The 26,482-nt window shown below is 58.3% G+C and carries 29 protein-coding genes; 13 read left to right on the top strand and 16 right to left on the bottom strand.

Going from position 1 to position 26,482, the window contains the following annotated elements; all coding sequences use genetic code 11:
* The first annotated feature begins 30 nt into the window (after window positions 1-30).
* A complete protein-coding gene (locus LC334_RS03620) occupies window positions 31-588 on the top strand; it encodes a tetratricopeptide repeat protein (RefSeq protein ID WP_085798892.1) in 558 nt (185 codons plus the stop codon).
* A 306-nt stretch (window positions 589-894) separates the two neighbouring features.
* Here the strand turns inward: LC334_RS03620 and LC334_RS03615 are convergent, their stop codons facing one another.
* Both LC334_RS03615 and LC334_RS03610 read right to left on the bottom strand, forming a co-directional pair.
* Window positions 895-1,740: a phytanoyl-CoA dioxygenase family protein gene (locus LC334_RS03615; protein WP_085798891.1), complete on the bottom strand. Its 846-nt coding sequence runs from the start codon at window positions 1,738-1,740 to the stop codon at window positions 895-897.
* A 62-nt stretch (window positions 1,741-1,802) separates the two neighbouring features.
* On the bottom strand, window positions 1,803-2,888 hold the full coding sequence (locus LC334_RS03610) for a PA0069 family radical SAM protein (protein ID WP_085798890.1): 1,086 nt from the start codon (window positions 2,886-2,888) through the stop codon (window positions 1,803-1,805).
* Window positions 2,889-3,098: 210 nt separating this feature from the next.
* Between LC334_RS03610 and LC334_RS03605 the strand changes: the two genes are divergently transcribed.
* The gene (locus tag LC334_RS03605) at window positions 3,099-3,803 is read left to right on the top strand and encodes a corrinoid protein (RefSeq protein ID WP_085798889.1); all 705 of its coding nucleotides are present in this window, start codon (window positions 3,099-3,101) and stop codon (window positions 3,801-3,803) included.
* Window positions 3,804-3,874: 71 nt separating this feature from the next.
* A complete protein-coding gene (locus tag LC334_RS03600) occupies window positions 3,875-4,531 on the top strand; it encodes a DUF1638 domain-containing protein (RefSeq protein ID WP_085798888.1) in 657 nt (218 codons plus the stop codon).
* Between the two features lie 150 nt (window positions 4,532-4,681).
* On the opposite strand, the gene LC334_RS03595 is transcribed toward LC334_RS03600, so the two are convergent.
* On the bottom strand, window positions 4,682-5,104 hold the full coding sequence (locus LC334_RS03595) for a PaaI family thioesterase (protein ID WP_085799154.1): 423 nt from the start codon (window positions 5,102-5,104) through the stop codon (window positions 4,682-4,684).
* A 58-nt stretch (window positions 5,105-5,162) separates the two neighbouring features.
* Here LC334_RS03595 and LC334_RS03590 point away from each other — a divergent pair, with 58 nt between their 5' ends.
* The 4 genes from LC334_RS03590 to gluQRS all read left to right on the top strand — a co-directional run bounded on the left by LC334_RS03590 (window position 5,163) and on the right by gluQRS (window position 9,257).
* Complete coding sequence (locus tag LC334_RS03590; protein ID WP_085798887.1) at window positions 5,163-5,951, top strand: enoyl-CoA hydratase; 789 nt, start codon at window positions 5,163-5,165, stop codon at window positions 5,949-5,951.
* Between the two features lie 474 nt (window positions 5,952-6,425).
* Window positions 6,426-7,790, top strand: a complete 1,365-nt coding sequence (gene trmFO / locus LC334_RS03585) for a methylenetetrahydrofolate--tRNA-(uracil(54)-C(5))-methyltransferase (FADH(2)-oxidizing) TrmFO (RefSeq protein WP_085798886.1) — start codon at window positions 6,426-6,428, stop codon at window positions 7,788-7,790.
* Between the two features lie 13 nt (window positions 7,791-7,803).
* The gene (locus LC334_RS03580) at window positions 7,804-8,418 is read left to right on the top strand and encodes a class I SAM-dependent DNA methyltransferase (protein ID WP_085798885.1); all 615 of its coding nucleotides are present in this window, start codon (window positions 7,804-7,806) and stop codon (window positions 8,416-8,418) included.
* Complete coding sequence (gene gluQRS / locus LC334_RS03575) at window positions 8,415-9,257, top strand: tRNA glutamyl-Q(34) synthetase GluQRS (RefSeq protein ID WP_085798884.1); 843 nt, start codon at window positions 8,415-8,417, stop codon at window positions 9,255-9,257. Before LC334_RS03580 ends, gluQRS begins: the two co-directional genes overlap by 4 nt.
* Before the next feature lie 33 nt (window positions 9,258-9,290).
* On the opposite strand, the gene hisI is transcribed toward gluQRS, so the two are convergent.
* Window positions 9,291-9,653, bottom strand: a complete 363-nt coding sequence (gene hisI, locus LC334_RS03570; RefSeq protein ID WP_085798883.1) for a phosphoribosyl-AMP cyclohydrolase — start codon at window positions 9,651-9,653, stop codon at window positions 9,291-9,293.
* A 67-nt stretch (window positions 9,654-9,720) separates the two neighbouring features.
* On the opposite strand from hisI, the gene LC334_RS03565 reads away from it, so the two are divergent.
* The 3 genes from LC334_RS03565 (at window position 9,721) to LC334_RS03555 (ending at window position 10,912) form a co-directional block, all read left to right on the top strand.
* Window positions 9,721-10,173, top strand: a complete 453-nt coding sequence (locus tag LC334_RS03565) for an iron-sulfur cluster assembly scaffold protein (protein WP_085799153.1) — start codon at window positions 9,721-9,723, stop codon at window positions 10,171-10,173.
* Between the two features lie 8 nt (window positions 10,174-10,181).
* Window positions 10,182-10,376: a hypothetical protein gene (locus LC334_RS03560; protein WP_085798882.1), complete on the top strand. Its 195-nt coding sequence runs from the start codon at window positions 10,182-10,184 to the stop codon at window positions 10,374-10,376.
* 206 nt (window positions 10,377-10,582) lie between these two features.
* Window positions 10,583-10,912 carry a GYD domain-containing protein gene (locus LC334_RS03555; RefSeq protein ID WP_085798881.1) on the top strand — a complete coding sequence of 110 codons (330 nt, stop codon included), beginning with the start codon at window positions 10,583-10,585 and terminating at the stop codon, window positions 10,910-10,912.
* A 109-nt stretch (window positions 10,913-11,021) separates the two neighbouring features.
* Here the strand turns inward: LC334_RS03555 and LC334_RS03550 are convergent, their stop codons facing one another.
* Window positions 11,022-11,579: a hypothetical protein gene (locus tag LC334_RS03550; protein ID WP_139836285.1), complete on the bottom strand. Its 558-nt coding sequence runs from the start codon at window positions 11,577-11,579 to the stop codon at window positions 11,022-11,024.
* 160 nt (window positions 11,580-11,739) lie between these two features.
* Here LC334_RS03550 and LC334_RS03545 point away from each other — a divergent pair, with 160 nt between their 5' ends.
* The 3 genes from LC334_RS03545 (at window position 11,740) to LC334_RS03535 (ending at window position 15,214) form a co-directional block, all read left to right on the top strand.
* Window positions 11,740-12,363 carry a hypothetical protein gene (locus LC334_RS03545; protein ID WP_085798880.1) on the top strand — a complete coding sequence of 208 codons (624 nt, stop codon included), beginning with the start codon at window positions 11,740-11,742 and terminating at the stop codon, window positions 12,361-12,363.
* 271 nt (window positions 12,364-12,634) lie between these two features.
* Window positions 12,635-14,041 carry a DEAD/DEAH box helicase gene (locus LC334_RS03540; RefSeq protein WP_085799152.1) on the top strand — a complete coding sequence of 469 codons (1,407 nt, stop codon included), beginning with the start codon at window positions 12,635-12,637 and terminating at the stop codon, window positions 14,039-14,041.
* Between the two features lie 177 nt (window positions 14,042-14,218).
* Window positions 14,219-15,214 (top strand): heme-binding protein, encoded by a 996-nt coding sequence (locus LC334_RS03535; protein WP_085798879.1) that lies wholly within the window; start codon window positions 14,219-14,221, stop codon window positions 15,212-15,214.
* 39 nt (window positions 15,215-15,253) lie between these two features.
* Here the strand turns inward: LC334_RS03535 and LC334_RS03530 are convergent, their stop codons facing one another.
* From LC334_RS03530 to nuoI, 11 genes are all read right to left on the bottom strand, one after another.
* Window positions 15,254-16,096 carry a HalD/BesD family halogenase gene (locus LC334_RS03530; protein ID WP_085798878.1) on the bottom strand — a complete coding sequence of 281 codons (843 nt, stop codon included), beginning with the start codon at window positions 16,094-16,096 and terminating at the stop codon, window positions 15,254-15,256.
* A gap of 175 nt (window positions 16,097-16,271) precedes the next feature.
* Window positions 16,272-17,942 (bottom strand): ribonuclease J, encoded by a 1,671-nt coding sequence (locus LC334_RS03525; protein ID WP_085798877.1) that lies wholly within the window; start codon window positions 17,940-17,942, stop codon window positions 16,272-16,274.
* Between the two features lie 6 nt (window positions 17,943-17,948).
* A complete protein-coding gene (locus tag LC334_RS03520; RefSeq protein WP_085798876.1) occupies window positions 17,949-18,719 on the bottom strand; it encodes a type III pantothenate kinase in 771 nt (256 codons plus the stop codon).
* A gap of 10 nt (window positions 18,720-18,729) precedes the next feature.
* Window positions 18,730-19,479 carry a biotin--[acetyl-CoA-carboxylase] ligase gene (locus LC334_RS03515; protein WP_085798875.1) on the bottom strand — a complete coding sequence of 250 codons (750 nt, stop codon included), beginning with the start codon at window positions 19,477-19,479 and terminating at the stop codon, window positions 18,730-18,732.
* A gap of 17 nt (window positions 19,480-19,496) precedes the next feature.
* The gene (gene nuoN, locus LC334_RS03510) at window positions 19,497-20,933 is read right to left on the bottom strand and encodes an NADH-quinone oxidoreductase subunit NuoN (RefSeq protein ID WP_176237611.1); all 1,437 of its coding nucleotides are present in this window, start codon (window positions 20,931-20,933) and stop codon (window positions 19,497-19,499) included.
* A 12-nt stretch (window positions 20,934-20,945) separates the two neighbouring features.
* Window positions 20,946-22,493 (bottom strand): NADH-quinone oxidoreductase subunit M, encoded by a 1,548-nt coding sequence (locus LC334_RS03505; RefSeq protein WP_085798874.1) that lies wholly within the window; start codon window positions 22,491-22,493, stop codon window positions 20,946-20,948.
* Window positions 22,493-24,619, bottom strand: a complete 2,127-nt coding sequence (gene nuoL / locus LC334_RS03500) for an NADH-quinone oxidoreductase subunit L (RefSeq protein ID WP_085798873.1) — start codon at window positions 24,617-24,619, stop codon at window positions 22,493-22,495. Before nuoL ends, LC334_RS03505 begins: the two co-directional genes overlap by 1 nt.
* 4 nt (window positions 24,620-24,623) lie before the next feature.
* Window positions 24,624-24,929 (bottom strand): NADH-quinone oxidoreductase subunit NuoK, encoded by a 306-nt coding sequence (gene nuoK, locus LC334_RS03495; protein WP_085798872.1) that lies wholly within the window; start codon window positions 24,927-24,929, stop codon window positions 24,624-24,626.
* Between the two features lie 42 nt (window positions 24,930-24,971).
* Window positions 24,972-25,580 carry an NADH-quinone oxidoreductase subunit J gene (locus tag LC334_RS03490; protein ID WP_085798871.1) on the bottom strand — a complete coding sequence of 203 codons (609 nt, stop codon included), beginning with the start codon at window positions 25,578-25,580 and terminating at the stop codon, window positions 24,972-24,974.
* Window positions 25,577-25,990 (bottom strand): carboxymuconolactone decarboxylase family protein, encoded by a 414-nt coding sequence (locus LC334_RS03485; RefSeq protein ID WP_085798870.1) that lies wholly within the window; start codon window positions 25,988-25,990, stop codon window positions 25,577-25,579. The genes LC334_RS03490 and LC334_RS03485 overlap by 4 nt, the downstream gene beginning before the upstream one ends.
* Window positions 25,987-26,481 (bottom strand): NADH-quinone oxidoreductase subunit NuoI, encoded by a 495-nt coding sequence (gene nuoI, locus LC334_RS03480; RefSeq protein WP_085798869.1) that lies wholly within the window; start codon window positions 26,479-26,481, stop codon window positions 25,987-25,989. Before nuoI ends, LC334_RS03485 begins: the two co-directional genes overlap by 4 nt.
* Window position 26,482 lies beyond the last annotated feature (1 nt).

The raw sequence follows: 26,482 nt of genomic DNA, 5'->3' as shown, positions 1-26,482 counted from the left end.
AAAGTCGGTAAATACGAGGCCCGAGTTTTCATGCCCGACACCACAACTGAATGGACAGAGCGCATTTTGCAGGCCGGGAACACTGGCAATGCAGAAAAACTAATGCCCATCCTGCTGGCTTATGCACTATGGTGTGAAAGTGAATTTGGGAACCACGCACGCGAAACGCTCGAAGCATGGCAGGCATATGGCGAAGCCGCCGATGAACATTACGATTGGCCAGCCGCTATAGCTGCGTGGCGCAAACTGGTTGATGTCCCGACGGGCGACAATGTGGATCCAAAAATAGGTTGGATTGTCGCGCAGGCCCTGCGTGGACTGGGCGCCCGCAAACTGTCAGAGTCTCCCGCTGACGCATTGGCCTACTTTCGCCGCGATTTGGAGTTGCGCGAGAAATTAAACGCCGAGCCTTTCCCAGACCTCACCACAAGCCTTGACGCAGTTGCAACTGCGCTATCACAACTTGGCAATGATGCAGAGGTACGCGAATTACGGAAACGACAGTTAGCTCTGACAGAAGCCGCGCTAGGCCCTGATCACCCTGTGGTTGCAACTTTGCGGCAAAGGCTGAATATCAAAGACTCCTGAAAAGATGGGCAAAACGGAGTCAGTAGAGATCATGAATTTTTGCCGAGTAAATCAAAGTTGGTAGTTTGCCGATAAATATCTGTAGAGAGACGAACAGGCCAGATGAGTTTGTAGAGGTGTTTGAGGGCAACCACGGATCGGTTACTCGGACCACTATATCAAATAGCTGACATTGGTGCGGATCGCTGCATTTGTCACATAGGGCTCAAAACGGACATTTCGTCCTTTTGCTATTGCGCCACCAAACCTATCATTCTTTATCCACCTGACCCATTCCGGCAGCTCACCGCCCTGGTCAAGCTTCGATCAGGCTGGTCGGACACGCGGGAATTTGGGAGAATTGCTGATCAGATCCCCTGTGCTAAGCCTCGTGTCACGGTAGGTTGCCAGCGCGGGCGCATCCTCATAGGTCACACCATCTCCGACCCAGTTGATGGAAAACCCGGCGCGGCGGCGATCCAGCCGGTTGCCAGGTGCTGCGTGAAACACCCGCGAGCTGAATATCAGCAGATCGCCCGCATCCATGGCCGTGGTCAGGATCTCGGCCTCTGGGTCAGCATCGATCTCGGGAACCGCCGGATGCTCGGGGCGCGCATGCCGATAAGGCTTTGACGGGTTTTCGAAATTTACCGCACGGTGGACAATGCCAGAGCTGTGCGACCCCTTCCAGAACCGCAGGGCCGTCTCGACCGGGATCGGATCAAGCGCGGTCCAGCAATTGATCACCTTGTCGCCCTGTAGCGGATAGTAGGAATGATCCTGATGCCACGGCGTGGCGGCGCTGCCGCTGCCCGCCTCCTTGATCAGCAAGAAATCATAAAACAGTGTCAGTGTCTGGGATTGCAATATGCATTGCGACATGTCCGCCAGAGGGCTTTCGAAGATAAAGCGCCGAAACTGATCGACTTTCTGCCATGCCTGCGAACTGACCGTGAACCGGCCCTTGTCCTGCGCCGCCTTGACCACATCCAGATCGGTGCTGGCCCCCGAAAGCGCTGCCTCGATGCCCTCTTCGATCAATGACAGCCAATGGGGCCCTATGGCCTGACGCAGGCATATGACGCCGTCTTGCTCAAAGGCAGCAATCGCCGCTGACTCCGGCTTGACCTCTGCGGCGTCGAAAGACTGAACATCTGCCGATATGTGGGTCATCGTGGCTTTTCCCACCCAGAAACATGCCCCTCCGTTGAACCCGGAGCCGACGCGCTGGTCTATCAGAAAAGCGACATCTGTGCGCCGTCATCCAGAGGCACATTGAAGTGGTCGCAACGCAGCCGCGGCTGAAGCCGATCCAGCCCCAGCCGCCGCGCGGCCCGATCAAAGCGTTTCGCGATCATCTCAGCATAGGGGCCGCTGCCGCGCATCCGGCGACCCCATTGCGCCTCGTAATCCTTGCCGCCATGCATGGTGCGAATATGCGACATCACCCGCCCTGCCCGGTCCGGGTAATGCCGCGCCAGCCATTCCTGAAACAGCGGCGAAACCTCGCGCGGCAGGCGCAGCATGATCCAGCTTGCGGCATCCGCGCCTGCGTCTGCGCCTGCCTGAAGCAGCGCCTCGATCTCGGGGTCGGTGAGGCCCGGGATGATTGGCGAGGTCATGATCCGCACCGGCACCCCAGCGCCGGCCAGCGCGCTGATGATTGCAAGGCGCCGTTTCGGGGCCGGCGCGCGTGGCTCCAGCAGGCGCGACAGGCGCGGATCAAGCGTGGTCACCGAAATGCCGACGCGGGCAAGCCCCCTGCCCGCCATCTCGGACAGGATATCGAGGTCGCGTTCGATCAGCGTACCCTTGGTCACGATCGCCACAGGATGGTTGAAATCCCGCAGAACCTTCAGGCAGTGGCGCATGATTCTGCATTCTTTATCAATCGGTTGATACGGGTCCGTATTGGTGCCAATGGCAATCGGGCGCGGCTTGTAGCGCGGGTTGCGCAACTCGCGTGCCAGCATCTCGGGCGCTTCTGGCCGGGCGATCAGCCGGGTTTCGAAATCAAGCCCCGGTGATAAGCCCAGATAGGCGTGGCTTGGCCGGGCAAAGCAATAGATGCAGCCATGTTCGCAGCCCCGATACGGGTTGATGGACCGATCGAACGGCAGGTCGGGTGAGCGGTTATAGGTGATCATGCTGTGCGGCGTCTCAATCGCGACATGGGTGCGCAACACCTGCTCGTCCTCCTCCCTGTCCCAGCCGTCATCCTCGAACCGCCGCTCCAGCGCTTCGAACCGGCCAACCCGGTTGCTGAGCGCGCCGCGGCCGGCAAGGCGCTTAGTCGGATCTGTACTGCGATCGGGTTCCATTTACTCAAATTGGAACATTTAGCGAACATATGCAATAACGGCATATAGATCATGAGATATTTTTGCTTATTCGATGCACGATTTCGCGCTATACGTCGGTTGAGGTGGTCTCTGTGTCGTAATTCGGACAGTGCAACTGCGACAAATTGACGAAAGCTGCGGCAACGAAACTTTGCGCATCCCGCGCAGCAAGATTAAGGGAAACCGGTAATGTCAGACGAAGAAGACGACATCATCCTGTCGGAACTGGACGATGAAGAACTTGTCCAGCAAATGTTTGATGACCTTTATGACGGCCTGAAGGAAGAGATCGAGGAAGGCGTCAATATCCTGCTAGAACGCAAGTGGGAGCCGTATGACATCCTGACCAAAGCGCTCGTGGGTGGCATGACCATCGTCGGCAAGGACTTCCGCGACGGGATCCTGTTTGTGCCCGAGGTGCTCTTGGCTGCCAACGCGATGAAGGGCGGCATGGCCATCCTCAAGCCGCTCTTGGCCGAGACCGGCGCGCCCCGAGTGGGCAAGATGGTGATCGGCACCGTCAAGGGCGACATCCACGACATCGGCAAGAACCTTGTCAGCATGATGATGGAAGGTGCGGGTTTCGAAGTGGTCGATCTGGGCATCAACAACCCCGTCGAAAACTACCTTGAGGCGCTGGAAACGGAAGGTCCGGATATTCTGGGCATGTCTGCCCTGCTGACCACCACGATGCCCTATATGAAGGTTGTGATCGACACGATGGTCGAAAAGGGCATCCGCGACGACTATACCGTGCTGGTTGGCGGCGCGCCGCTGAATGAAGAATTCGGCAAGGCCATCGGCGCCGACGCTTATTGCCGTGACGCGGCCGTGGCGGTGGAGACCGCCAAGGACTTCATGTCGCGCAAACACAATCAGGGTGTTACGGGCTGAGACACCCACTCGGATGACGAGATTTCAGACGGCCCGTTCGCGCGGGCCGTTTTTTTGTTGAAGGACATGCCATGACCATTCTGCCAGCAGATGAAACGCTGACCCATGAGGGGTTTATCGAAGATGCGGGCGAGGCCTCGATCCTGCTGATTGCCTGCGGGGCGCTGGCGCGCGAAATTCTGGCGCTGACAAAGGCCAACGGCTGGACGCACATGACCCTGACCTGCCTGCCCGCCAAATATCACCTCTACCCGGACAAGATTACCGAAGCGGTGGAAGAGGCCGTTCTGAAACACCGAGATGACTATGACGAGATTTTCGTGGTCTATGCCGATTGCGGCACCGGCGGGCTTTTGCAGGCGAAATGCGATGAGCTGGGCGTGAAAATGGTTGAGGGGCCGCATTGCTATTCGTTTTTTGAAGGCAATGAAGCGTTTTCCGAACGTTCGGAAAATGGTGAGATCACCGCCTTTTACCTGACCGACTTTCTGGTCAAACAATTCGATGCGTTCATCTGGAAACCGATGGGCCTGGATAGACACCCGGAACTGCGTGACATGATCTTCGGCAATTACACCAAACTGGTCTATCAGGCGCAGATCAAGGACCCTGCGCTGGTGGAAAAGGCACAAGTCTGTGCCGAGCGGTTAGGACTGGAATTTGAATACCGATTCACCGGCTACGGCGACCTTGAAACCGCGCTGCGCGACGTATCCACCGGGGCTTAGGGCATCTAGGTAATGCGTAAGGTCGATCAATCGGTTTTGATCTTATGCTGCCGTTGGATCTGTGAAGTACAAAACCACACGCGATACCAGACCGAAGGCTATTACCGGCGAACTCCGGAACCGGGCGTGTCCGTTCAGACCCAATGAACGCTATCCAGCTGGCGGAATGGAATAGGTCATACTGGCCCGGGCAACGGGCTTTTCCATGCCGTCGGAAAAAACCAATACTTCCCCGACCGCCAGCACCCGACCCAGTTTCAGCATCCTGCATTCGGCGATCAGGTCGACCCCTGCCTCGGGCTTGCGCATGAAGTCGATTGAACAATTCGTCGTTACCGCCAGGGCGACCGGTCCGATCATCGCCAGCACAGCCAGATAAACAGATACATCCGCCAGCGCGAAAATCGACGGGCCGGAAATCGTGCCGCCGGGCCGCAGATGCCGCTCACTCACCGTCATCCTTGTGCGGATGCGCATTTCGCCCAGATCCTCGATCGTAAACTCACCCGTGATCTGAGGAAACTCACGGTCCAGGAAAGCCATCAACTCCTCGGTGTTCATCTGCAAAGCCATGCTTTCCTCCTTGCTCATTCGACGCTAACAATGGCCCCAACCAACCCGGAGAAACAAGATGTCAATTTTAACCCGCAGCGATACCGGCCCCGTCGCCCGCCTGACGCTCAACGCGCCGGAAAAGTTAAACGCGCTTTCCGACGCCATGCTTGCCGCGCTGCAGGACGAGTTTGACCAATTGCGTGAACAACCCCATATCCGCACGGTGATTCTCGCAGGCAGCGGCAAGGCGTTTTGTGCCGGTCATGATCTCAAAGAGATGACTCAGGGCAGACAGGCTGAAGATGGCGGCAAAAGCTATTTCGAAGATCTTTTCGCCCGCTGCTCCAAGGTCATGCTGTCGATCCGCGCCCTGCCCCAGCCGGTCATCGCCCAACCCCACGGCATCGCAACCGCCGCGGGCTGTCAGTTGGTTGCGTCCTGCGACATGGCCGTCGCGGCACTTGGCACCCGGTTTGGCGTAAACGGCGTGAATATAGGCTTGTTCTGCTCGACCCCGATGGTGGCGCTGTCGCGCAATATTCCGCGCAAGCAGGCCTTCGAGATGCTGACAACCGGCGAATTCATCGACACCGACCGCGCAATGGCTCTGGGCCTCATCAACCGCGCCGTGCCGCAGGATGAGCTTGAGGCCGCCACCAATACATTGGCCGAGACCGTTGCGTCGAAACTTGGCGCTGTGGTCAAAATCGGGAAGGAGGCGTTCTACAACCAGATCGACCTGCCGCTGGATCAGGCTTATGACTATGCGGGACAAGTCATGGTTGAGAACATGCTTTTTCGTGATACCGAAGAGGGTATAAGCGCCTTCATCGAAAAGCGCCCACCCAACTGGGATCAAACTTGAAACTGGTAGTTTCCAATACAAAAACAATATGTTATCAGATCGTTTCCAGCTTTCTTACAAAAAGTTTCCAACCTTTTACTTTTCAGCGCTGCCACTTTTTTGCCATGATCCGCGCAGGGCTGGCATGGTCACTCTTTCATATTAACGCTTTCTCTACGGTCAAAAGTCCCGTCGTGATTATGCCAGTCCTACGAAACTCCCTGATATCAGCCACTTGAATAATCTTGTTAATTATTCCTAATTTGGCGTCACATTATTTCCCCATTTGCCATTTTTTCGCCGCAATTCAGCGATTTAACAGTAGACGAGCGCACATTTCCGCGTTTCGAGTGTGGGTCACCGCTATTTTGACAGTTCCTCCAGGTCAGCCTCTCTCTGACCATCACTTGCCAGACCTGGTGACCCACTCGACCTCTTCCCGCGCGACCGCAAACCCGCTTTTCAATCTTTCAGCGATGCCGTAGATCGCTGCCTATGGCAGAGACACTTCACATCATCGGCGGCGGCATGGCCGGATCCGAGGCCGCCTGGCAGGCGGCCAATATCGGCGTGCCCGTGGTCATCCACGAAATGCGCCCTAAGGTCGAAACCTTTGCCCACCGTACCGGCGATCTGGCCGAGATGGTGTGTTCGAATTCATTCCGCTCGGACGATGACGAACAAAACGCCGTGGGTCTGCTGCATTGGGAGATGCGGGCCGCGGGCGGGTTGATCATGGCGATGGCCGACCAGCACCGCCTGCCCGCAGGCGGCGCGCTGGCCGTCGACCGCGATCCCTTTGCCGCCTCCGTCACCGCAGCTCTCAAAGATCACCCGCTCGTCCGTATCGAATATGACGAAATCACCGAGCTACCCGCAGATGGCCACTGGATCATTGCCACCGGCCCGCTGACCTCGGAAGGTCTCGGTAACGCGATCGCCGCCGAGACCGGCAAGGACGCGCTGGCCTTCTTCGATGCAATCGCGCCAATCATCTATCACGACAGCATCGACATGAGCCGCGCCTGGATGCAGTCGCGTTATGACAAGGGCGAAACCGAGGAAGAGCGCACCGCCTATCTCAACTGCCCGATGGACCGCGACCAGTATGAAGCCTTCATCGACGCGCTTCTGGCCGCCGACAAGACCGAGTTCCATGAAGGTGAAACCGCCACCTATTTCGACGGATGCCTGCCGATCGAAGTCATGGCCGAACGCGGCCGCGAGACGCTGCGCTTTGGCCCGATGAAACCGGTTGGCCTGACCAATCCGCATGCGCCCGATGTGAAACCCTACGCAGTGGTGCAACTGCGCCGCGATAACGCGCTTGGCACGCTCTATAATATCGTCGGTTTTCAGACCAAGATGAAGTATGGCGCGCAAACGTCTGTTCTGAAAATGATACCCGGGCTTGAGAATGCGCAATTTGCCCGCTTAGGTGGCATTCACCGCAATACATTCCTGAACTCCCCGACCTTGCTTGATGATCAGATGCGCCTGCGCTCGCGCTCGCATATTCGCTTCGCCGGGCAGATCACCGGTGTCGAAGGCTATGTCGAATCCGCAGCTATGGGCCTGCTTGCCGGACGTCTGGCGGCAGCCGAGATCCTCGGCCAGCCGCTGCAGGGGCCGCCCCAGGATACCGCGATGGGCGCCCTGATCCACCACATCACTGGCGGCGCCGAGGCCAAAACCTTTCAGCCGATGAACGTCAATTTCGGCCTCTTCCGCCCGGTCGAGGGCCTCAAAGGCGGCAGACGGGGCCGTAAGGACCGATACAAAGCCTATACCGACCGTGCCAAAACGGCCTGGAGCGACTGGCTAAGCCGCTGCACACTGGACGAAAACCAAACGGTGTGATTTTCTATCCCCCATGGGAGATACATTTTTAGACAAGGCCTACGATCTGGAAACGCCCGAGGATACGCAGGCGCTCTACAACGATTGGGCCGCAAGTTACGACGCCGAGGTTTCAACAAACGGCTATGCCACGCCGGGTCGTGTTGCCAAAGCGCTCGCCGATTACCTTGACGACCCTGCCGTGCCGGTGCTCGATTTCGGCTGCGGCACCGGGCTTTCCGGCCTCGCGCTCAAGCTGGCGGGGTTTGACACGATCGACGGGATGGACCCGAGCGCTGAAATGCTCGATCTGGCACGCGGCAAGGACATCTATCGATCTCTCACGCTGATGGATATCCATGACGAGGCGCCCATCGCACAAGGCAGCTACAACGTGATCGCCGCCATTGGCGTCATCGGCACCGGCGCAGCCCCGGCAATGACACTGGATCTGCTGATGAACGCTCTTGATCCCGGCGGTAAACTGGCCTTCAGCCTCAACGATCACGCCATCGCTGACCCGCAATACCCTGCACGGCTCAACCAATGGCTCGATTGCGGCGCGGCGCGGCTCAAGTATCAGAAATACGGGCCCCACCTGCCGAAGCAGGACATCAAGTCTTACGTCTATATCCTTGAAAAAGCGTGACATTCACTACCCGTTTCGCCCCATCTCCTACTGGTCCTCTGCATCTGGGTCACGCCTATTCAGCTCTCCTGGCGCATGATATGGCGCAGGCCAATCATGGTCGTTTTCTGCTCCGGATCGAAGATACCGATATTGACCGCGCGCGCCCCGAATGGGAGGCGTTGATCTATGAAGATCTTCACTGGCTTGGCCTGACCTGGGAAGAACCGGTCCTACGACAATCCGACCATCTGGCGCTCTACAACGAACATCTGATGCACCTGGCGGCAAAGGGGCTGATCTATCCCTGTTCCTGCAGCCGAACCGATATCCGCAACGCCCAATCCGCCCCTCAGGAAGGCGTCGCAACCGATGCCAGTATCTATCCCGGCACCTGTCGCCACCGGGATCTCAGCAGCCGCCGGAAGGGTGATGCGTTGCGGCTGAACATGGCGCGCGCCATCGCTCACCTGAACAACGCGTCGTTTACCGAGACCGGTCCGCGACATAAGGGGGGCAAGTTCCTCGATCCGAACCGGCTGGTGTCCGAAATCGGCGATGCCGTCCTTGGCCGAAAAGAGATCGAGACGGTATCATATGTCCTGGCGTCGGTGATCGACGAAGCTGCGCAAGGCATCAGCCATGTAGTGCGTGGCGAGGATCTTTATCAGATCACCTTCCTGCAAGTGCTTTTACAAAATCTGCTCGACCTGCCCACACCGATCTACCACCACCACCGGCTGATCCGGGATGATCAGGGTAAACGCCTGGCCAAACGTGATGATGCCCGCGCCCTGTCAAAATTCCGCCAAGAGGGTGCCACACCACAGGATATCCGCGCCATGGTCGGCCTCGGCTGATCTTTCTTCTTGGAAAAAATACTCAAATAACATTCAGTCCGCCTCGGGCGCCATCAATTCAACTTCCGCGCCATCCCTTAGCGCCGTGTAAAAACAGCTCCGCCGGTTGGTATGGCACGCGGCACCAGTCTGACGGATCAGCAGCAACAGGCAATCACGATCACAATCCACGCGCGCCTCAACCAACTCCTGCACATGGCCTGACGTCTCGCCCTTGATCCAGAACGCCTGACGCGAGCGGCTCCAATAGGTCACCCGACTGGTCTCCAGCGTCTTTGCCACAGCCTCGGCGTTCATCCACGCCATCATCAGCACATCACCATTCTCGGCATCCTGTGCGATCGCCGGAATCAGCCCCGCCTCGTTATAGGTCAATGTCGCCGGATCGAAGACCATGTTCAGACACCCTTTTCAACGCTTCTCGCTGCCACTATCTATGGGGTCAGCACTGAAAGGGAAAGCCATGAGCGATACCGATCTGATCAAGCTCTATTCGGCGCGCATTCTGGCGCTTGCCGCTGACATTCCGCGCCACGGCCACCTCGAGGACCCGGATGCCTCGGTCAAACGCCGTGCGCCGCTCTGTGGCTCGACCGTGACCGTGGACATTAAAACCAAAGACGGCCGGGTCAGCGACTATGCCGCCGACGTCAAGGCTTGCGCCCTGGGACAGGCGGCTGCCAGCGTGGTCGGCAGCAATATCGTGGGGTGTGATGCGGCCCAGATCACCGCTGCCCGGGATGCGCTCAAGGATATGCTGAAAAACGACGGCCCGGTTCCCGATGCGCCCTTTGACGGGCTCGAAGTGCTGCAACCGGCGAAAGACTACAAGAACCGTCACGCCTCGATCCTGTTGACGTTGGAAGCCTCGGTCGAGGCGCTTGAAGCGATCAGCGCGAAAACCTCCTGCGCCTGAGCCAAAAGATGTCCCCGCGCACCGTCTGGACGTTCAATTTCACCGGCTGGGTTCTCTTCACCATCTCGGCGCTGTTCTTCCTGTGGAGCACCTGGAAGGCGGAAGATGTGATCGGCATCATCGCCAGCCTCACCTTCCTGATCGCCTGTATCGTCTTTCTTGTCCCAGTCTGGATGCACCGTCCCAAGCAGGACGACAACTGAGGAACGGTTCGCAAATGCCGCGGTCGCAGATATAGCTGCGCCCAACGGCTACGTCGCGGACATAGCTGCCATTCGAGTCGCGCGCTGGACAATCATACAATCGCCCGTTTGCCCCCAATAGGGTTGCTCAGGCGAAAACCTGCAGCGATCTCTATAAAACGTGTTATCGTTGGCAATTGTTGGAACAAGTTTCAGGGGAGGAACAAATGCCGACTTTTATCGTTACCGGAAATTACACGGCCCAGGCGATCCAGGGTATGATTGCAAACCCATCGGATCGAGCCGCTGCCGTCAAACCGTTGGTCGAGGCCGCAGGCGGACAGATGCTGTCCTACTATGCAACGACCGGAGAGACCGATTTTTTGATGATCTGCGAGGCTGCTGACGGGGAAGATATTCTCCCTGCTCTGATGGTCGCGGGCGCAACAGGTACGGTGTCGAATTTGAAAACGGTTCGGGCTTACTCAAGCGCAGATTTCACGGCGGCGCAGCAGAAGGCTGGCGGGATAGCCGCCAAGTTCAAACCGGCTGGTTAGAGCGGTCACGCTGCTCCGAGAATCCGAAGCCCATGCTTTTTGCTCCCGAGGTCTGCTGAGCGGGACGAAGCGGACATTGGGCGAGGAACACAGAAGTCCGGCGAGGGCTCTACTCAATGCTAAGCTGGAAATTTGTATAACCGTAAATGTCGCCAGGCTTTGGCATCATCGCTCGGTTCGCAGCGGCCTGACTACATGCCTGGCCGCAAACCAGCGATGCGGCTACTCCTGAACTTAAAGACCTGTTACGGCCGGAAAGGTTGATCGTTGTAAGTGTTTGATTATAAGTTTCCCCCTCGTAAGTGCATGAAAATTCAATTTCTTTAAGCACAGAGTTATCACTCTGATATGCTGGCAAGTTTACCATGCCAGGCGACATAAACGATTTTGAAATTCCTTGCCCTTCGACTTTGCATGGTACCTTTTGGGCAACTACTTTCGGCGATCCGTGATTGGAATCAACCTTGCGGGTGAGAGAAAGGCTAACTTTGCGGGAGCCAATTGTACGAATTGAGCCTGGTGACGCGATACTCCCGGACTTCGCTACTTTCGCTTCATTGGATTGAGTTTCCGCCGCCGGTTCTTCAACGGCTGGACTATTCTGTGTCTCAGCACACGCTGAAACCAGAAAAGCAAATAGAACAACGATCGGCAAACTCTGTTTCATTGTGTTTGTTCCTACTCAAGTAAAACCACAGATTATTTTGTCGCAGCAAATTTCGCTAACTCTCCTCGCTTGATTCTTCCAGTGATTTCTCAGATGACAATTCACCATGCAGATCGGCGCAAGGGTTGGACCTCGTGGGCTAGCGCATTAAGCTGGCCGAATGACCCTGCAAAACCGCGTTCTGCCCTCTGGTGAGATTACCGCGCAGCCCTGGCGCGGCACGTTGATGGGCAATCGCGGGATATTGCATGACGATACTCAACGGCTGCAAACCCGTCGCTGGCAGCATCCTCACTGGGTCACCTGCGTGCTGGAATACAAAGGCTGGCACCGGCCAGTCATGACGCCCCGTAATTATACCGAGCTGTTTTTCCTCGATGAATGTAGTGCCCTTGCCGCCGGGCATCGCCCCTGCGGCCTGTGTCGCCGCACCGCGTATCAGAGCTTTCGCGCCGCCTGGGCCAGTGCTCATGGGGCCGACACGCTTGCGCATGATGACCGGATGCTGCATGCCGCGCGTGTGACCCGTACCCGCCAGCATGTCCGCCATCAGGTTCCGATCGGAGGCCTGCCCGATGGCACCTTCATCTGCCACGACGGCGCGCCGCACCTGATCTGGCAATCCCACCTGCTCAGATCGGATGGTGGCAGCTATACCGCCTGTCTGCCCCGTCCTGCGCGCGGCACGGCCACGGTGCTGACACCTGCGCCCACCGTCGCGGTGCTGGCACAGGAGTACGAACCCGATATCCACCCAACAGCGCGGGCCTTGTTGATGGCCTGATCGCCCGTCCGATCATAGCAGCAGGCCCGGTTTGCCTGTCAGACTGCTCCACTGTGTCCCACTCCGGCCTCATTGTTGCGAGATGGTTAACAATCCCCGCACCAATCCGCGCATTAGACAAGATTTTACGGGTTGCATTGACCGCGCCCCCCTTCTTCCGGTAAAGGCAAGCGACCGGGTCATCCATGTGGACGTCCACGGGGCCCGTGCGGGGCCCGATCCGGGATCAGACGCGCGGGCCATGGATAGTGTCCGCAACAAACGGACACATATGACCAAGTTTTCTGAGTTAAAGCTGAACCCCAAGGTTCTGAAAGCCATCGACGACGCCGGGTATGAAACCCCTACCCCCATTCAGGCCGGTGCGATACCGCCTGCGCTGGAAGGGCGTGACGTGCTGGGCATCGCCCAGACCGGCACCGGCAAAACCGCCAGTTTCACCCTGCCCATGCTGTCGCTTCTGGCCCGAGGCCGCGCGCGTGCGCGGATGCCGCGGTCGCTGGTGCTCTGCCCGACCCGCGAGCTTGCCGCCCAGGTGGCCGAGAATTTCGACACCTATTCCAAATATCTCAAGCTGACCAAGGCGCTGCTCATCGGCGGGGTCAGCTTCAAGGAGCAGGATACGCTCATCGACAAGGGCGTTGACGTGCTGATCGCCACACCGGGCCGCCTGCTGGATCATTTCGAACGCGGCAAGCTGATCCTTTCCGATGTGAAAGTCATGGTCGTGGATGAGGCCGACAGAATGTTGGATATGGGTTTCATCCCCGATATCGAACGCATCTTCGGCCTGACGCCCTTCACCCGCCAGACTCTGTTCTTCTCGGCCACCATGGCGCCCGAGATCGAGCGTATCACCAACACGTTCCTCAGCGCCCCGGAACGGATCGAAGTTGCCCGCCAGGCCACCGCCTCCGAGACGATCGAACAGGGTGTGGTGATGTTCAAAGCCTCGCGCCGCGACCGCGAAGGCACCGAGAAACGCAAGCTTCTGCGTGCGATCATCGACGGCGAGGGTGAGAAATGCACCAATGCCATCATCTTCTGCAACCGCAAGACGGATGTGGATATCGTCGCCAAGAGCCTCAAGAAATACGGCTATGACGCGGCCCCGATTCATGGCGATCTGGACCAGTCACAGCGCACCCGGACGCTTGATGGATTCCGCGCCGGTGATCTGCGCTTCCTCTGCGCCTCGGACGTGGCAGCGCGCGGCCTCGATGTGCCCGCCGTCAGCCATGTGTTCAATTTCGATGTCCCCGGCCATGCCGAGGATTACGTGCACCGCATCGGTCGCACCGGCCGCGCAGGCCGCGATGGCAAGGCGATGATGATCTGCATCCCCAGGGATGAGAAAAATCTCGATGCCATCGAACGTCTGATCCAGAAGGAAATCCCCCGGATCGACAACCCACTGAAATCCAGCGCACCGAACGCCGACGACGCCCAGGAAGAAAAGCCCGAGAAGCCAAAACGCTCGCGGTCGCGCAAGAAATCCGAGGATAAGCCCGAGGTCGCGGAGACACCGGTCGCGGTGATGGACCAAACACCCGAGGACATGCCAAAGCCCCGCAGCCGCGGCGGCAAGGGTAAATCCAGTGGCGACAAGGTTGTAGGCATGGGTGATCATCTGCCCAGCTTCATCGCCCTCAGCTTTGACGATCGCCGGACCGGCTGACTTTCGCAGATACGGCTGACAGATTTTCTGACAACAACTCTGTGCCGTCTGGTGCGGCGCCATTGCATCTTGGCGCGCACTAATCAACTATGGGTTTCACTACCTTTTGCACGCACCGCATTACGTGTAATTTGACAGATACTATCTCCAAACATTCATTTTTTTTGAGGATTTATCATGTCTGACAAACGCAAGCATGGCGGCGGCGAACGCCAATTCTACAGCGCCAGCCTGGAAATGGAACAGGAACTCGGCCCGCTGAAAAACCTGCCCGGCACCTGGCGGGCCAAGGGCACCGGCTGGAACATGATCGCACTGCCGTTCAAAGACGCGCCCGAGGGCACCGCGCCCTATCGCATCCTGATGAATCAATATGACGAAACACTCTCCTTCGCCTTTGTCGATGACAATGTGCCCAACCGCGGCGTGCTGGTGGATCAGCGAGTCGCCACGATCGACTATCAGCAGCAGATCGCCCAGATCGCCGCCGACGATTTCCCGGTCAGCGGTGAGGCTGGCGGCCCCGGTCTGCCAATCCATCACGAGCCCGGCCTGTTCATCTGGGTCAAGGACCACCGGACCGACGGTATCGACATCGCCCGTCTGGCCTCGATTCCGCATGGCAATTCCGTCCTTGCCCTTGGCGACGCCCGCAGGCACCGGGGCGCGCCGGAAATTCCCCCAATCAACGCCCTGCCCCTTGGCCGGTTCGAGGATCTGACAACGCCGGGCTACGATGTCTTTGACGACGATTACCTCGACCCTTACGAGCACTACATCAACAACCCGTTTTTCGGCACTGTCCCCGCCTCGGTTGCGGGGTTCCCGGGCTTCAACCCGCGCGACATGACCGAGATCCTGCGCTTTGCCAATCAGGGCGTGAACATTAAACGCACCACCGAGCTGGTGCTTGATACCAAGCGTGAAGGCGCCGGTGTGCAGAACATGCCGTTCACTGAAAAAGAGGCCGAACCGGTATCGATGAAATCCACCTTCTGGATTCAGGAACTGAACGAACGGGCACACAAGTCGAAATACCCCAAGCTACGCCTGCAATACGCACAGGTGGTCATGCTGAATTTCTTCCGCCCGCGCGAAGATGGTTTTCCGGGCCGCGCGCAGTGGCCGCATATCAGCATCGCCACGCTGGAAAAAGAAGACTACCCCGAGTAGATCCGGCGGGGCCGGGGCACGTACCCGGCCCGGCTTCACTCAGTCGATATAGGCATCCCCGCGCTGTCCGGCGCGTTCGTGATGGATCGGAAGGGTACGGCCGTAAAGTTGCTTGGTGCGTTCCGGTGCGCCGACCATGCCGGGCTCCTGTACATAGGAAAAGATCGCCACGTAGCGCGGGCGATTGCCCTTCAGCGGCGCCACCCGGTGCAATGAATAGCGCCCTCGGAACAGTTGCAGATCGCCCGGCTCCAGCTCCAGCACTGTCACCCGATCCGAGGTACCGTTCAGCACCCGCGCGACCTCGTCGAAATTCTCGTCACCCTCGCGGATACCGGCGGCGTATTCAAACGCGCCCCCGGTTTCGGCGTTTTGAATGTCCAGTGTCACGGTGAAATTATTGGTATCGAAATGCCAGGGAAAGCCATTGCCCTCTTCGGCCACGTTCACGATCACATCGGCCAGTGGATCGGCGTAGCGATAGAAGTTTTCCTCCTGCAGACAGTCGCGGATGAACTCATCGAAACCCGGCGCATCATAGACGGTGCGCAGCGGGCCGTCCGGGCTGAAATTATCGGCCGGGACAAACGCGTTCGACCGGTCATAGAATTGCCGGCGCGGGTGATCTTCCGGCAAGCTCGGGTCATCCTTGGTGAAATAGGCGTTGGTCCGGCTCTTCGACCAATGTCCCTGATCAGCGACACTGTTCGCCTCATCAACCAGCGCAGCGACGCCGCCAGTGGTCAGGAACCCCTTGATCACCGCGCAGCCATCGCGCGCCAGATCAGCCCGGACCTGCGCCAGCAACGCGTCGCGTTCTGTGCCATTGCAGTGGATGGGATAGCGTTCAAGGTCGATCAACCGGCTCGCGTCAAGGGTCATGCGGACATCTCCTCTTTCGCTCATGAAACCGCTGCGGCACGCCCTCGGTCTTGCCCGTTTTCGACATTCTGCGGGTCGCAAAACGTACAGAATCTACATCCCGCAGGCGCCGATCCGCGCATCGGCCCGATTTATGTACGTTTTATGCGTACGTTACGTACAGGCTCTACGTTTCTCAGCCACTCAATCGGCTGATGATCACGCTGACCTCAGGCTTCTTACCAATCTCGCCCATGGCACTTTGCCGGGCGACCTTGCGCAGGCCCTCTTCCAGCTTGTCATCGTCGATCAGCGTCTTAGATCCGGCGCGGCCCAGATACTGGCTCAGATCTTCTTCAAGCACATCCACCAGCGGCGCGCGACTGTGGCCGGTTTCGGGCAAGCCCTTGATTTCACACCAGGGTTCCCCGAGCGGTTCGTCATCCTCATCCAGGATCACGTTGATCATCACATGCCCGTTCAGCGCCATCCTGATCCGGTCGCGCACCACGCCGTCAAGCGCGCCGATCTTGACGCTGCCATCCAGATAGGTCCGTCCGGTTTCGATATATTCGGCCACGGTGGGCGTGTTCTGGCTGAGGTCCATCATCATGCCATTGACTGCAAGAACACCATATAAGCGATTGTTTTTCGCCAGTTTCACATGTTCCCGTAGATGCCGGTGCTCGCCATGCATCGGGATCACCAACTGCGGTTTGATCAGCTTATGCATGGCATCCAGATCAGGCCGGTTGGCATGGCCCGACACATGATAAAGCCCGCTGGTATCATCCACCACATCAACGCCCATCTCGCTGAATTGATTGATAATTCTGATGACACCGCGTTCATTTCCGGGGATGGTTTTGGACGAGAAAAGGAAAGTGTCGCCCTCGGCCAGAGTAATCCCTTGATACTTACCCTGCGCCAGTTGCGCACTCGCCGCACGTCGTTCGCCCTGGCTGCCGGTGACAATCAGCATCAGGCTTTCACGCGGAATTTGCTTTGCATCTTCGGGGCTTACGACTTTTGGAAAATCCTTCAGCACGCCGGTTTCGATGCTTGCCTCGATCATCCGCCGCATCGCCCGGCCCATCAGGCAGATCGACCGCCCGGCCCGTTCACCGGCCTCGGCCAGTGTCTTGACGCGTGCCACGTTGCTGGCAAAGGTAGTACAGACGAACATACCTTTTGCGGAGGCGACCAGCTTTTCGATTTCGGGACCGACACTGCTTTCGGAACGTCCCTCCATAGGACTGAAAACATTGGTGGAATCGCAGATCAGCGCTTTCACCCCGGGTTTGGCAATCGCCTCCCAAACCGACGCATCAAACGGTTCCCCGACCACCGGATCGGTATCCATCTTGAAGTCGCCGGTATGCACCAGACGGCCGTCAGGTGTGTCGATGACCAGTCCCGAACTTTCCGGGATAGAATGAGAAATCGGCACAAAACCCGCCTTGAATGGCCCGGCTTCGGTCACTTCAGGCCAGGGGGAGACGGTCCTAACCGCTTTTTCGGAATGCCCGTGCTCCTCCATCTTGCGACGGGCAATGTTGGAGGTGAAAGCACGCGCATAAATCGGTGCGCCAAGTGCTTCGTAGTAATGCGCAACGGCGCCCACGTGGTCTTCGTGAGCATGGGTTATGAACACCGCCTCCAACTGGTTCTTGCGTTCGGCCAGCCAGGTGATGTCAGGCAGGATCAGATCGACGCCGGGGCTGCCATCCATATCGGGAAAGGTCACGCCCAGATCGACAAGGATCAACCTCTCCTGCCCCGGTTTGCCATAGCCGTAGACATAGGCGTTCATGCCGATCTCGCCTGCTCCACCAAGTGGCAGGTAAATCAGTCGTTCACTGCTCATCGGGCCTCAGCCCTCCTTATTATGGTTATGAATCACGGTCAGCCCGTGCATTGTCAGATCATCTTCCAGCACGTCGAACAGTGCTTCCGTCTCGGCGAAAAGCGGTGCCAAACCGCCGGTACCGATCACCGTCATCTCGCGTTCGCGCTCGGCCTTGATACGCTCGCAGATTTCTTTCACCAACCCGATATAACCCCAGAATACTCCGGATTGCATACAGGCGACCGTGTTGGTTCCAACCACTTTTTGCGGTTTCGAAATATCCACATGTGGCAGCGCAGCGGCGGCCATGTGCAGCGCCTCAAGCGACAGGTTGACCCCCGGTGCAATAACGCCACCGATGTAGTTTCCGTCTTTGGATACCACATCGAAAGTTGTCGCCGTGCCGAAATCCACCACGATCAGATCACCGCCATGCCGGTCGAAGGCACCGGCTGTGTTCACCAGCCGATCCGGCCCTACGATCGTGCCTTCATCAACCCGGGGCTCGCGTGGCAGAAGGCATTCAGGCTTGCCCACCACCAGCGGGCGGCAGCCAAAGAACCGGTCGGTAAAGACCCTCAGGTTGAAAACCACCCGCGGCACAGTGGACGAGATGATGACATCGGTGATTTCAACATCGATCCCGTAATGCTTCACCAGCGTCGAATACCAGGTGAAATAGGCGTCCGCCGTGCGCGCGTGATGGGTCGAGGTGCGCAAGGTGCACAGAAATTTCTCGCCATCCCAGATCGAGAAGACGGTATTGGTGTTGCCGCAGTCAATCGCCAGAAGCATCGCGTTGCCTTCAGAAGAATATGTCCGCAGCCGGAATGGCCACGCGGGATTTGGCCGTGGATAATACAAGATTACCTGCCGCGTCCACCGTTTCGAACGTGCCGGTGACCTCGTCACGGGCGGTGCGGGCTGTCACAACTTCGCCCAGGCGCGCGGCGCGGTCCAGCCAGGCGGCGCGGATCGGCTCGAAACCAAAGGTGGTGAACTGCGCCTCAAAACGGGCATAGGCGGGCGCCAGAAGATCAAGCAGCTCTTCCGGGCTGACATCGGCGCCGATTTCGGACAGAAGCGAGACGGGGCGCACCGCGCCGGGTTCGACCTGAGAGGCATCAGGCGCGTGTTTGAGGTTCACTCCAATGCCGATGGCAAAATGTGTAAGCGTTCCGCCGCTGCCAGCGCTTTCCAGCAAGATACCCGCCAGCTTGCCACCGTTCAGCAGCACGTCATTGGGCCATTTCAGGGAAAACGGCCCGGCCCGACCCGTGGCCGCCACGAGGGCGTCGTAGAGGGCAAGTGCTGCCACGAAAGACCTCAGCGCTACCTTGTCCGGAGTCTCGGCTGGATGCATCACCAGCGTTGCGGAGAAATTACCTGCAGGGTTGGCCCAGCCCCGGCCGCGCCTGCCTCGCGCGGCGGTCTGCTCTAGTGCCAGAATCCACTCGGGGCCTGCAAGACCGGGCGCAATCCGTGCGGCCTCGGCATTTGTACTGTCGACACTGGCCAGCACCCGCTTGCCATAGCCCTCGGGCCAGTCAGTCATTGTGCATAAACCCTTGTTTAGTTGACAAGAGTTGCCGCCGCTGCCTCGGCTATGGTTTCAACGCCGAACATGTTGATGATCCCTACCAGCATGACCGTGGCCGACACCATAAGCAGGCTCCACAGGATCGGAGAGCGCGCCGTTTCCAGCTCTTCCCGCTCCTCGCCGAAATACATGAAGAAGACGATACGCAGGTAATAGAACGCGCCGATGACCGAGGCGATTACACCGGCAACAGCAAGCCACGCCAACCCGCCATCATAGGCGGCGCGCAGCACGTAGAACTTGCCGAAGAACCCCAGTAGCGGCGGCACGCCAGCAAGGCTGAAGAGCAGCACAAGCATCGCCAGTGCCCGACCCGGATGGGCCTTGGAATACATGTTCAGGCTGGCAATATCCGTCACCGGCTGGCCGTCGCGCTCCATGCTGAGGATAAAGGCGAAAGTGCCGACATTCATCGTCACATAGATCGCCATGTAGATCAGCATGGCCTGCACGCCAAAGGCTGTCCCGGCGGCCAATCCCATCAGGGCAAAGCCCATATGCGCGATCGAGGAATAGGCCATCAGGCGTTTGATATCGGTCTGGCCGATTGCTGCAACAGCGCCAAGAAACATCGACAACACACTGAGCACGGCAATCACCTGCTGCCAGTCGCCGACGACGCCGCCATAGGCGTCATGTACGACACGGGCGAAGAGACCCATCGCCGCCATCTTAGGCGCGGTGGCAAAGAAGGCGGTGATCGGCGTGGGCGAACCTTCATAGACATCCGGCGTCCACATGTGGAACGGCACGGCGCTGACCTTGAACGCCAGACCCGAGATCACGAAAACGATGCCGAAGAGCAGGCCCAGAGGCGCGCGGCCCTCTGCCGCCTCGACGATCCCCGAAAAGAGCGTGGTGCCGGTGTATCCGTAGGTGAGCGAGGCACCGTACAGCAGCAGGCCTGAACTGAGCGCACCCAGTACGAAATATTTCAGACCCGCCTCAGTCGATTTGGCACTTTCGCGACGCAGCGAGGCCACGACATAAAGCGCCAGCGATTGCAGTTCGAGCCCCATATAAAGCGCCATCAGATCACCAGCGCTGACCATCACCATCATGCCGACAACCGCAAGGCAGATCAGAAGCGGATATTCAAACCGCAGGATCTTGCGTCGCGCCATATATTCCTGGCCCATGACCAGTACCGCCGCGGCACTCAACAGAATTGTGACCTTGGCAAAGCGGGCAAAGCCATCATCGACGAACATGCCGTCAAACGCCACGCGCGTACTCTCCCCGGTTGCCCCGACAAAAAGCGCCATGGCAACGAACAGCGCCGCGGTCAGCCACACCAGCAAACCCGCCATCTTGTCCTTGCCGGTGTAGACCGTGAACAAGAGCGCTGCCATCGCATAGACCGACAGTACGATCTCGGGAAGAATAATATTCAGATCAGCCTGGATCATGTCGGCCTCCGGTTAATGCGAAACGGCTGCGGTCTGGCTGGCGGCGCGGCCGTCTGCCAGGGCAGTGTCGTAATTGGTAATCAGCGCCTCGACCGAGGGGCCGATGATATCGGTCACCAGAGCCGGGTATACCCCCAGCAGGATCGTCATCACCACCAGCGGCGCAAAGATCGCGCGTTCGCGGCGCCCCATATCGGTGATTGACTTCAGGCTTTCCTTGATCAGGTCACCCATCACCACCCGGCGGTATAGCCAGAGCGCGTAGGCAGCACTGAGGATCACACCCGAGGTTGCGACCATCGCCACCCAGGTATTGACCTGGAAGATGCCCATCAGCGTCAGAAATTCACCGACGAACCCGGAGGTCCCCGGCAAGCCAACATTGGCCATGGTAAAGAGCATAAAGATCAGCGCATAGGCCGGCATCCGGTTCACTAGGCCGCCATAAGCGTCGATGTCGCGGGTATGCATCCGGTCATAGATCACGCCGACGCATAGGAAGAGCGCGCCCGAGATGAAGCCGTGGCTGATCATCTGGAAGATTGCGCCGTCGATGCCTTGCTGGTTCGCGGCAAAGATACCCATGGTCACGTATCCCATATGGGCCACTGAGGAATAGGCAATGAGCTTTTTCATGTCTTCCTGCGCCAGCGCGACCAGCGAGGTGTAGACAATCGCGATGGCCGACATCCACAGGACCAGCGGAGTCATCACCTCAGACCCGATGGGGAACATCGGCAGGCTGAACCGCAGGAAGCCGTAGCCGCCCATCTTCAAGAGGATCGCCGCCAGCACGACCGACCCCGCCGTGGGGGCCTGAACGTGAGCGTCAGGTAGCCATGTATGGACCGGCCACATCGGCATCTTGACCGCGAAGCTGGCGAAGAAGGCGATGAACATCAGGGTCTGTGCCCCGCCCACAATCTGGATGCCCAGCAAGCTGAAGCTTTCCGACCCGAACTGGTGGTTCATCAGCGTGGGGATGTCGGTAGAGCCCGCATCGGCGAACATCGCCACCATCGCCACCAGCATCAGCACCGAGCCCAGGAAGGTATAGAGGAAGAACTTGAAGCTGGCGTAAATCCGCTCCTTACCGCCCCAGATGCCGATGATCAGGAACATCGGAATGAGACCCGCCTCGAAAAAGAGGTAAAAGAGCACCAGATCAAGCGCCATGAACACGCCCAGCATCAGCGTTTCAAGGATCAGGAAGGCGATCATGTATTCCTTGACGCGGGTGGTCACGTTCCACGATGCGGCAATGGTCAGTGGCATTATGAATGTGGTCAGCAGCACGAAAAGCACGCTGATCCCGTCGACGCCCATCTTGTATTTCAGACCCAGAAGCCAGTTATGCTCTTCCACGAACTGGAAGCCGGTATCGCTGGGGTCGAACCCGAACAGGATAAAGAGCGACACGATGAAGGTCAGCGAGGTGGCGATCAGCGCCACCCATTTGGCGTTGCGCTGCGCAGCCTCGTCTTCACCCCGCAGAAAGATCAGCAGGATGGCGGCTGCAATCGTCGGGATGAAGGTGGTGATGGAAAGCAGGTTATCCATTAGTGTGCTCCCCCGCTAAAACTCATCCATGTGACCAGCACCGCGATGCCGATGACCATCGCAAAGGCATAGGTGAAGATGTAGCCGGACTGTGCCCGTCCAGCGAGGCGGGTGAAGAAGGGGATGATTCCCATCGCCACCCCGTTGAGCGCGCCGTCGATGACATTGCCATCGCCGCGTTTCCAGAAGAACGACCCGAGCGCCTTGGCGGGCCGGACAAAAAGGAAATCGTAAATCTCGTCAAAATACCACTTGTTGAGCAGGAAGAGGTAGAGCGGGCGCTGACTTTCGGCCAGTTTCCTGGGCATCTCCGGGTTCACGATGTAGAACCAGAATGACACGGCAAAGCCGATCAGCATAGCGATGAATGGGCTGACCTTGACCCATGTGGGGGCATGGTGCGCGTCGTCCATCACATGATTGTCCGGTGCCATGAAGATCGCGCCTTTGGGCGCTTCACCGCGATGCGCCATGTCGGCATCAGCGTGATCGCCTTCTTCCTTCATCGCAGCGTCGCCATGGCCGTCATCGGTCGCCTCAGCCTCGCCATGACCGACCTCGTCACCGTGGCCCTCGGCGGCTTCGGCATGATGGGCGGGAATACCGAAGAAAGCATTCACCTTATCATGGCTACCAAAGAAGCTGCCATACCAGACCATCCCGGCAAAGACCGATCCAATCGCCAGTACGCCAAGCGGCACCAGCATGGTCATCGGGCTTTCATGGGCATGATCATGGGTGTGCTTGTCGCCACGCGGTTTGCCATAGAAGGTCATGAAGATCAGCCGCCAGCTATAGAAGCTGGTAAAGAGGGCCGCGATGACAAGCATCCAGAACGCATAGCCGCCCGCCGTGCCCGCATAGGCGCTTTCGATCACCGCATCTTTCGACAGGAACCCGGCAAACCCGATATGGGTCAGCGGAATGCCAACGCCGGTGATGGCAAGCGTGCCGATCATCATCGCCCAGAACGTATAGGGCAGTTTCGTGCGCAGCCCGCCATAGTTCCGCATGTCCTGTTCGTGGTGCATCCCGTGGATCACCGACCCGGCGCCCAAAAACAGCATCGCCTTGAAGAACGCGTGGGTGAAAAGGTGGAACATCGCCACTGAATAGACCCCCACACCGGCGGCCACGAACATGTAACCCAGCTGCGAGCAGGTCGAATAGGCGATCACGCGCTTGATGTCGTTCTGCACCAGCCCAACCGTGGCCGCGAAAAACGCGGTCGAGGCGCCAAGGAAGGTCACGAACATCTTGGCTTCGGGCGCATATTCGAAAAGCGGCGACATCCGGCAGACCAGAAAGACACCCGCTGTCACCATGGTCGCGGCGTGAATCAGAGCCGACACCGGTGTCGGGCCTTCCATCGCATCCGGCAGCCAGGTGTGCAGGAAAAGCTGCGCCGATTTGCCCATGGCACCGACGAAGAGCAGGAAGGCAATCAGGTTGGCAGCGTTCCAGTCCGTCCAGAGGAAGGTCAGTTGCGTGTTCGCCAGCTCTGGCGCGGCGGCAAAGACATCATCGAACCTGATGCTGTCCGTCAGGTAAAACAGCGCAAAGATGCCAAGCGCGAAACCAAAATCACCGATGCGGTTGACCACGAAAGCCTTGATCGCAGCGGCATTGGCACTTGGTTTGCGAAAATAGAAGCCGATCAGCAGATACGAGGCCAGACCCACACCCTCCCAGCCAAAGAACATCTGCGCCAGGTTATCCGCTGTCACCAGCATCAGCATGGCGAAGGTGAAGAAGCTCAGATAGGCAAAGAAACGCGGGCGATAGCTTTCTTTTTCTTCGTCGAACTGGCTGTCATGGGCCATGTAGCCCATCGAATAAAGATGCACGAGGGCCGAGACGGTCGTGACGACAATCAGCATGATCGCCGTCAGCCGGTCCAGACGGATGGCCCAGGCGGTATCAAGCGTGCCCGACTGCACCCAATCCAGCACGTGAATGTAATGGGTCTCGCCGTCATGGCCGAGAAACACGATCCAGCTGAGCAGCGCACAGAGGAACAAAAGCCCCGTGGTGACCCATTGCGCACCCTTGTCGCCAATGATCCGCCAGCCGAAACCGGCGATGATGGCCCCGATCAAAGGCGCGAAGAGGATGATTTTTTCCATGTCTTCAGCCTTTCATCACGTTGACATCTTCGACGTCAATTGTGCCACGGTTGCGGAAGAAGCAGACCAGAATGGCAAGCCCGATGGCTGCCTCGGCCGCGGCCACGGTCAGCACGAAGAGGGTAAAGACCTGCCCCACCAGATCGCCCGCATAGGACGAGAAGGCGACAAGGTTGATATTGACCGAAAGCAGCATCAGCTCGATCGACATCAGCAGAATGATCACGTTCTTCCGGTTGAGGAAGAGGCCGAAAATGCCAATGACGAACAAAGCCGCCGCCACCGTCAGATAATGTTCCAAACCTATCATGTCGTCCCTCGGTTCTTATTCTTGTCGGTCGGCTAGGTGGCGTTACAGCCCCTGCCCCGGTTTTACGTCTTTCAGTTCCATCGCCTTGGCCGGATCACGCCACATCTGGTGCAGCACATTCTGGCGCTTGATGTCCTGACGGTGGCGCAGGGTCAGCACGATCGCCCCGATCATCGCCACCAGCAGGATCAGGCCCGCTAGCTGGAATAGCAGGAAGTATTTGTCATAGAGCAGCAGGCCAAGGGCGGCGGTGTTTTCGACGCCCTCGACGGATACTGCTGCACGGGCCGCTTCGGCCCCATCAGAGGTTTCCCAGACACCGTAAGCTAGGCCAAACTGCATCAAGAGGATCATCCCGATGAGCAGCGCCAGAGGCATATATTTGGCCATCTCGGCCTTCAGCTCGGCAAAGTCCACGTCGAGCATCATCACAACAAAGAGGAACAGCACCGCAACCGCGCCCACGTAAACAATGACCAGCAGCATGGCGACGAATTCCGCGCCCAACAGCACGAACAGCCCCGCAGCACTGATGAACGAGAGGATCAGCCAAAGCACCGAATGCACCGGGTTCCGGCTGATCACGGTGAAAAGTCCGCCCACCAGCACCGAAATCGCAAACAGATAGAAGCAGAACGCTGCGATGGTCATGTCTCTTTTCCCTCTTCCTCATGCTCGTCCAGAACACCGCGCGCGGTTTCCATCGCGCGGGTCATTGACGGCAGGCCGGCGAACATCGACATCATTCCGATGGTCTCGGCTATCTCATCCTTGGTGGCCCCGGCCTCAAGCGCGTGGCGCACGGTCATCCGGATCTGTGTATCGCTCTGCGCGCCCAGCATGGTGAGGCCCGCCAGCGTCAGCAGCAGCCGCGTCTTGGCATCCAGCCCGTCCTTGCTGACACCCTTGCCAAAGGCCATTTCCATGAATTCCTTGGGCATGGTCGGCCACAGGGTTTCAAACCCCTTGGGCGAAAACGATTCCAGCGCAGGGTTCATCGCTTTCGCCATTTCCTGCGCCTGGGCCATCATCGCGGCAAAAGGATTGCTTGCATCACTCATCGGTACGGTGCGTCTATTTCAAGGTTACGTGCAATTTCGGCTTCCCAGCGTTCACCGTTATCCAGAAGCTTGGCCTTGTCGTAAAACAGCTCCTCACGGGTTTCGGTGGCGAACTCGAAATTCGGCCCTTCGACAATCGCATCCACCGGGCAGGCCTCCTGGCAGAAACCGCAATAGATGCATTTGGTCATGTCGATATCGTAGCGAGTGGTCCGCCGCGAGCCGTCATCGCGCGGTTCTGCGTCGATGGTAATCGCCTGCGCTGGGCAGATCGCCTCGCACAGCTTACAGGCAATGCAGCGTTCCTCGCCATTGGGATAGCGGCGCAGGGCGTGCTCACCCCGGAAACGAGGGCTGAGAGGCCCCTTTTCATGCGGGTAGTTCAGCGTGGCCTTGGGGGCGAAGAAATACTTCAGCCCCAGCTTGAAGCCCTTGATGAAGTCAGAGAGCAGGAAATACCCCGCTGCACGTCCGTAATCAATCTGTGTCATA

Source organism: Roseovarius aestuarii (assembly GCF_019966515.1).
GTDB classification, from domain to species: domain Bacteria; phylum Pseudomonadota; class Alphaproteobacteria; order Rhodobacterales; family Rhodobacteraceae; genus Roseovarius; species Roseovarius aestuarii.
This window is presented reverse-complemented; position numbering and strand designations above follow the sequence as displayed.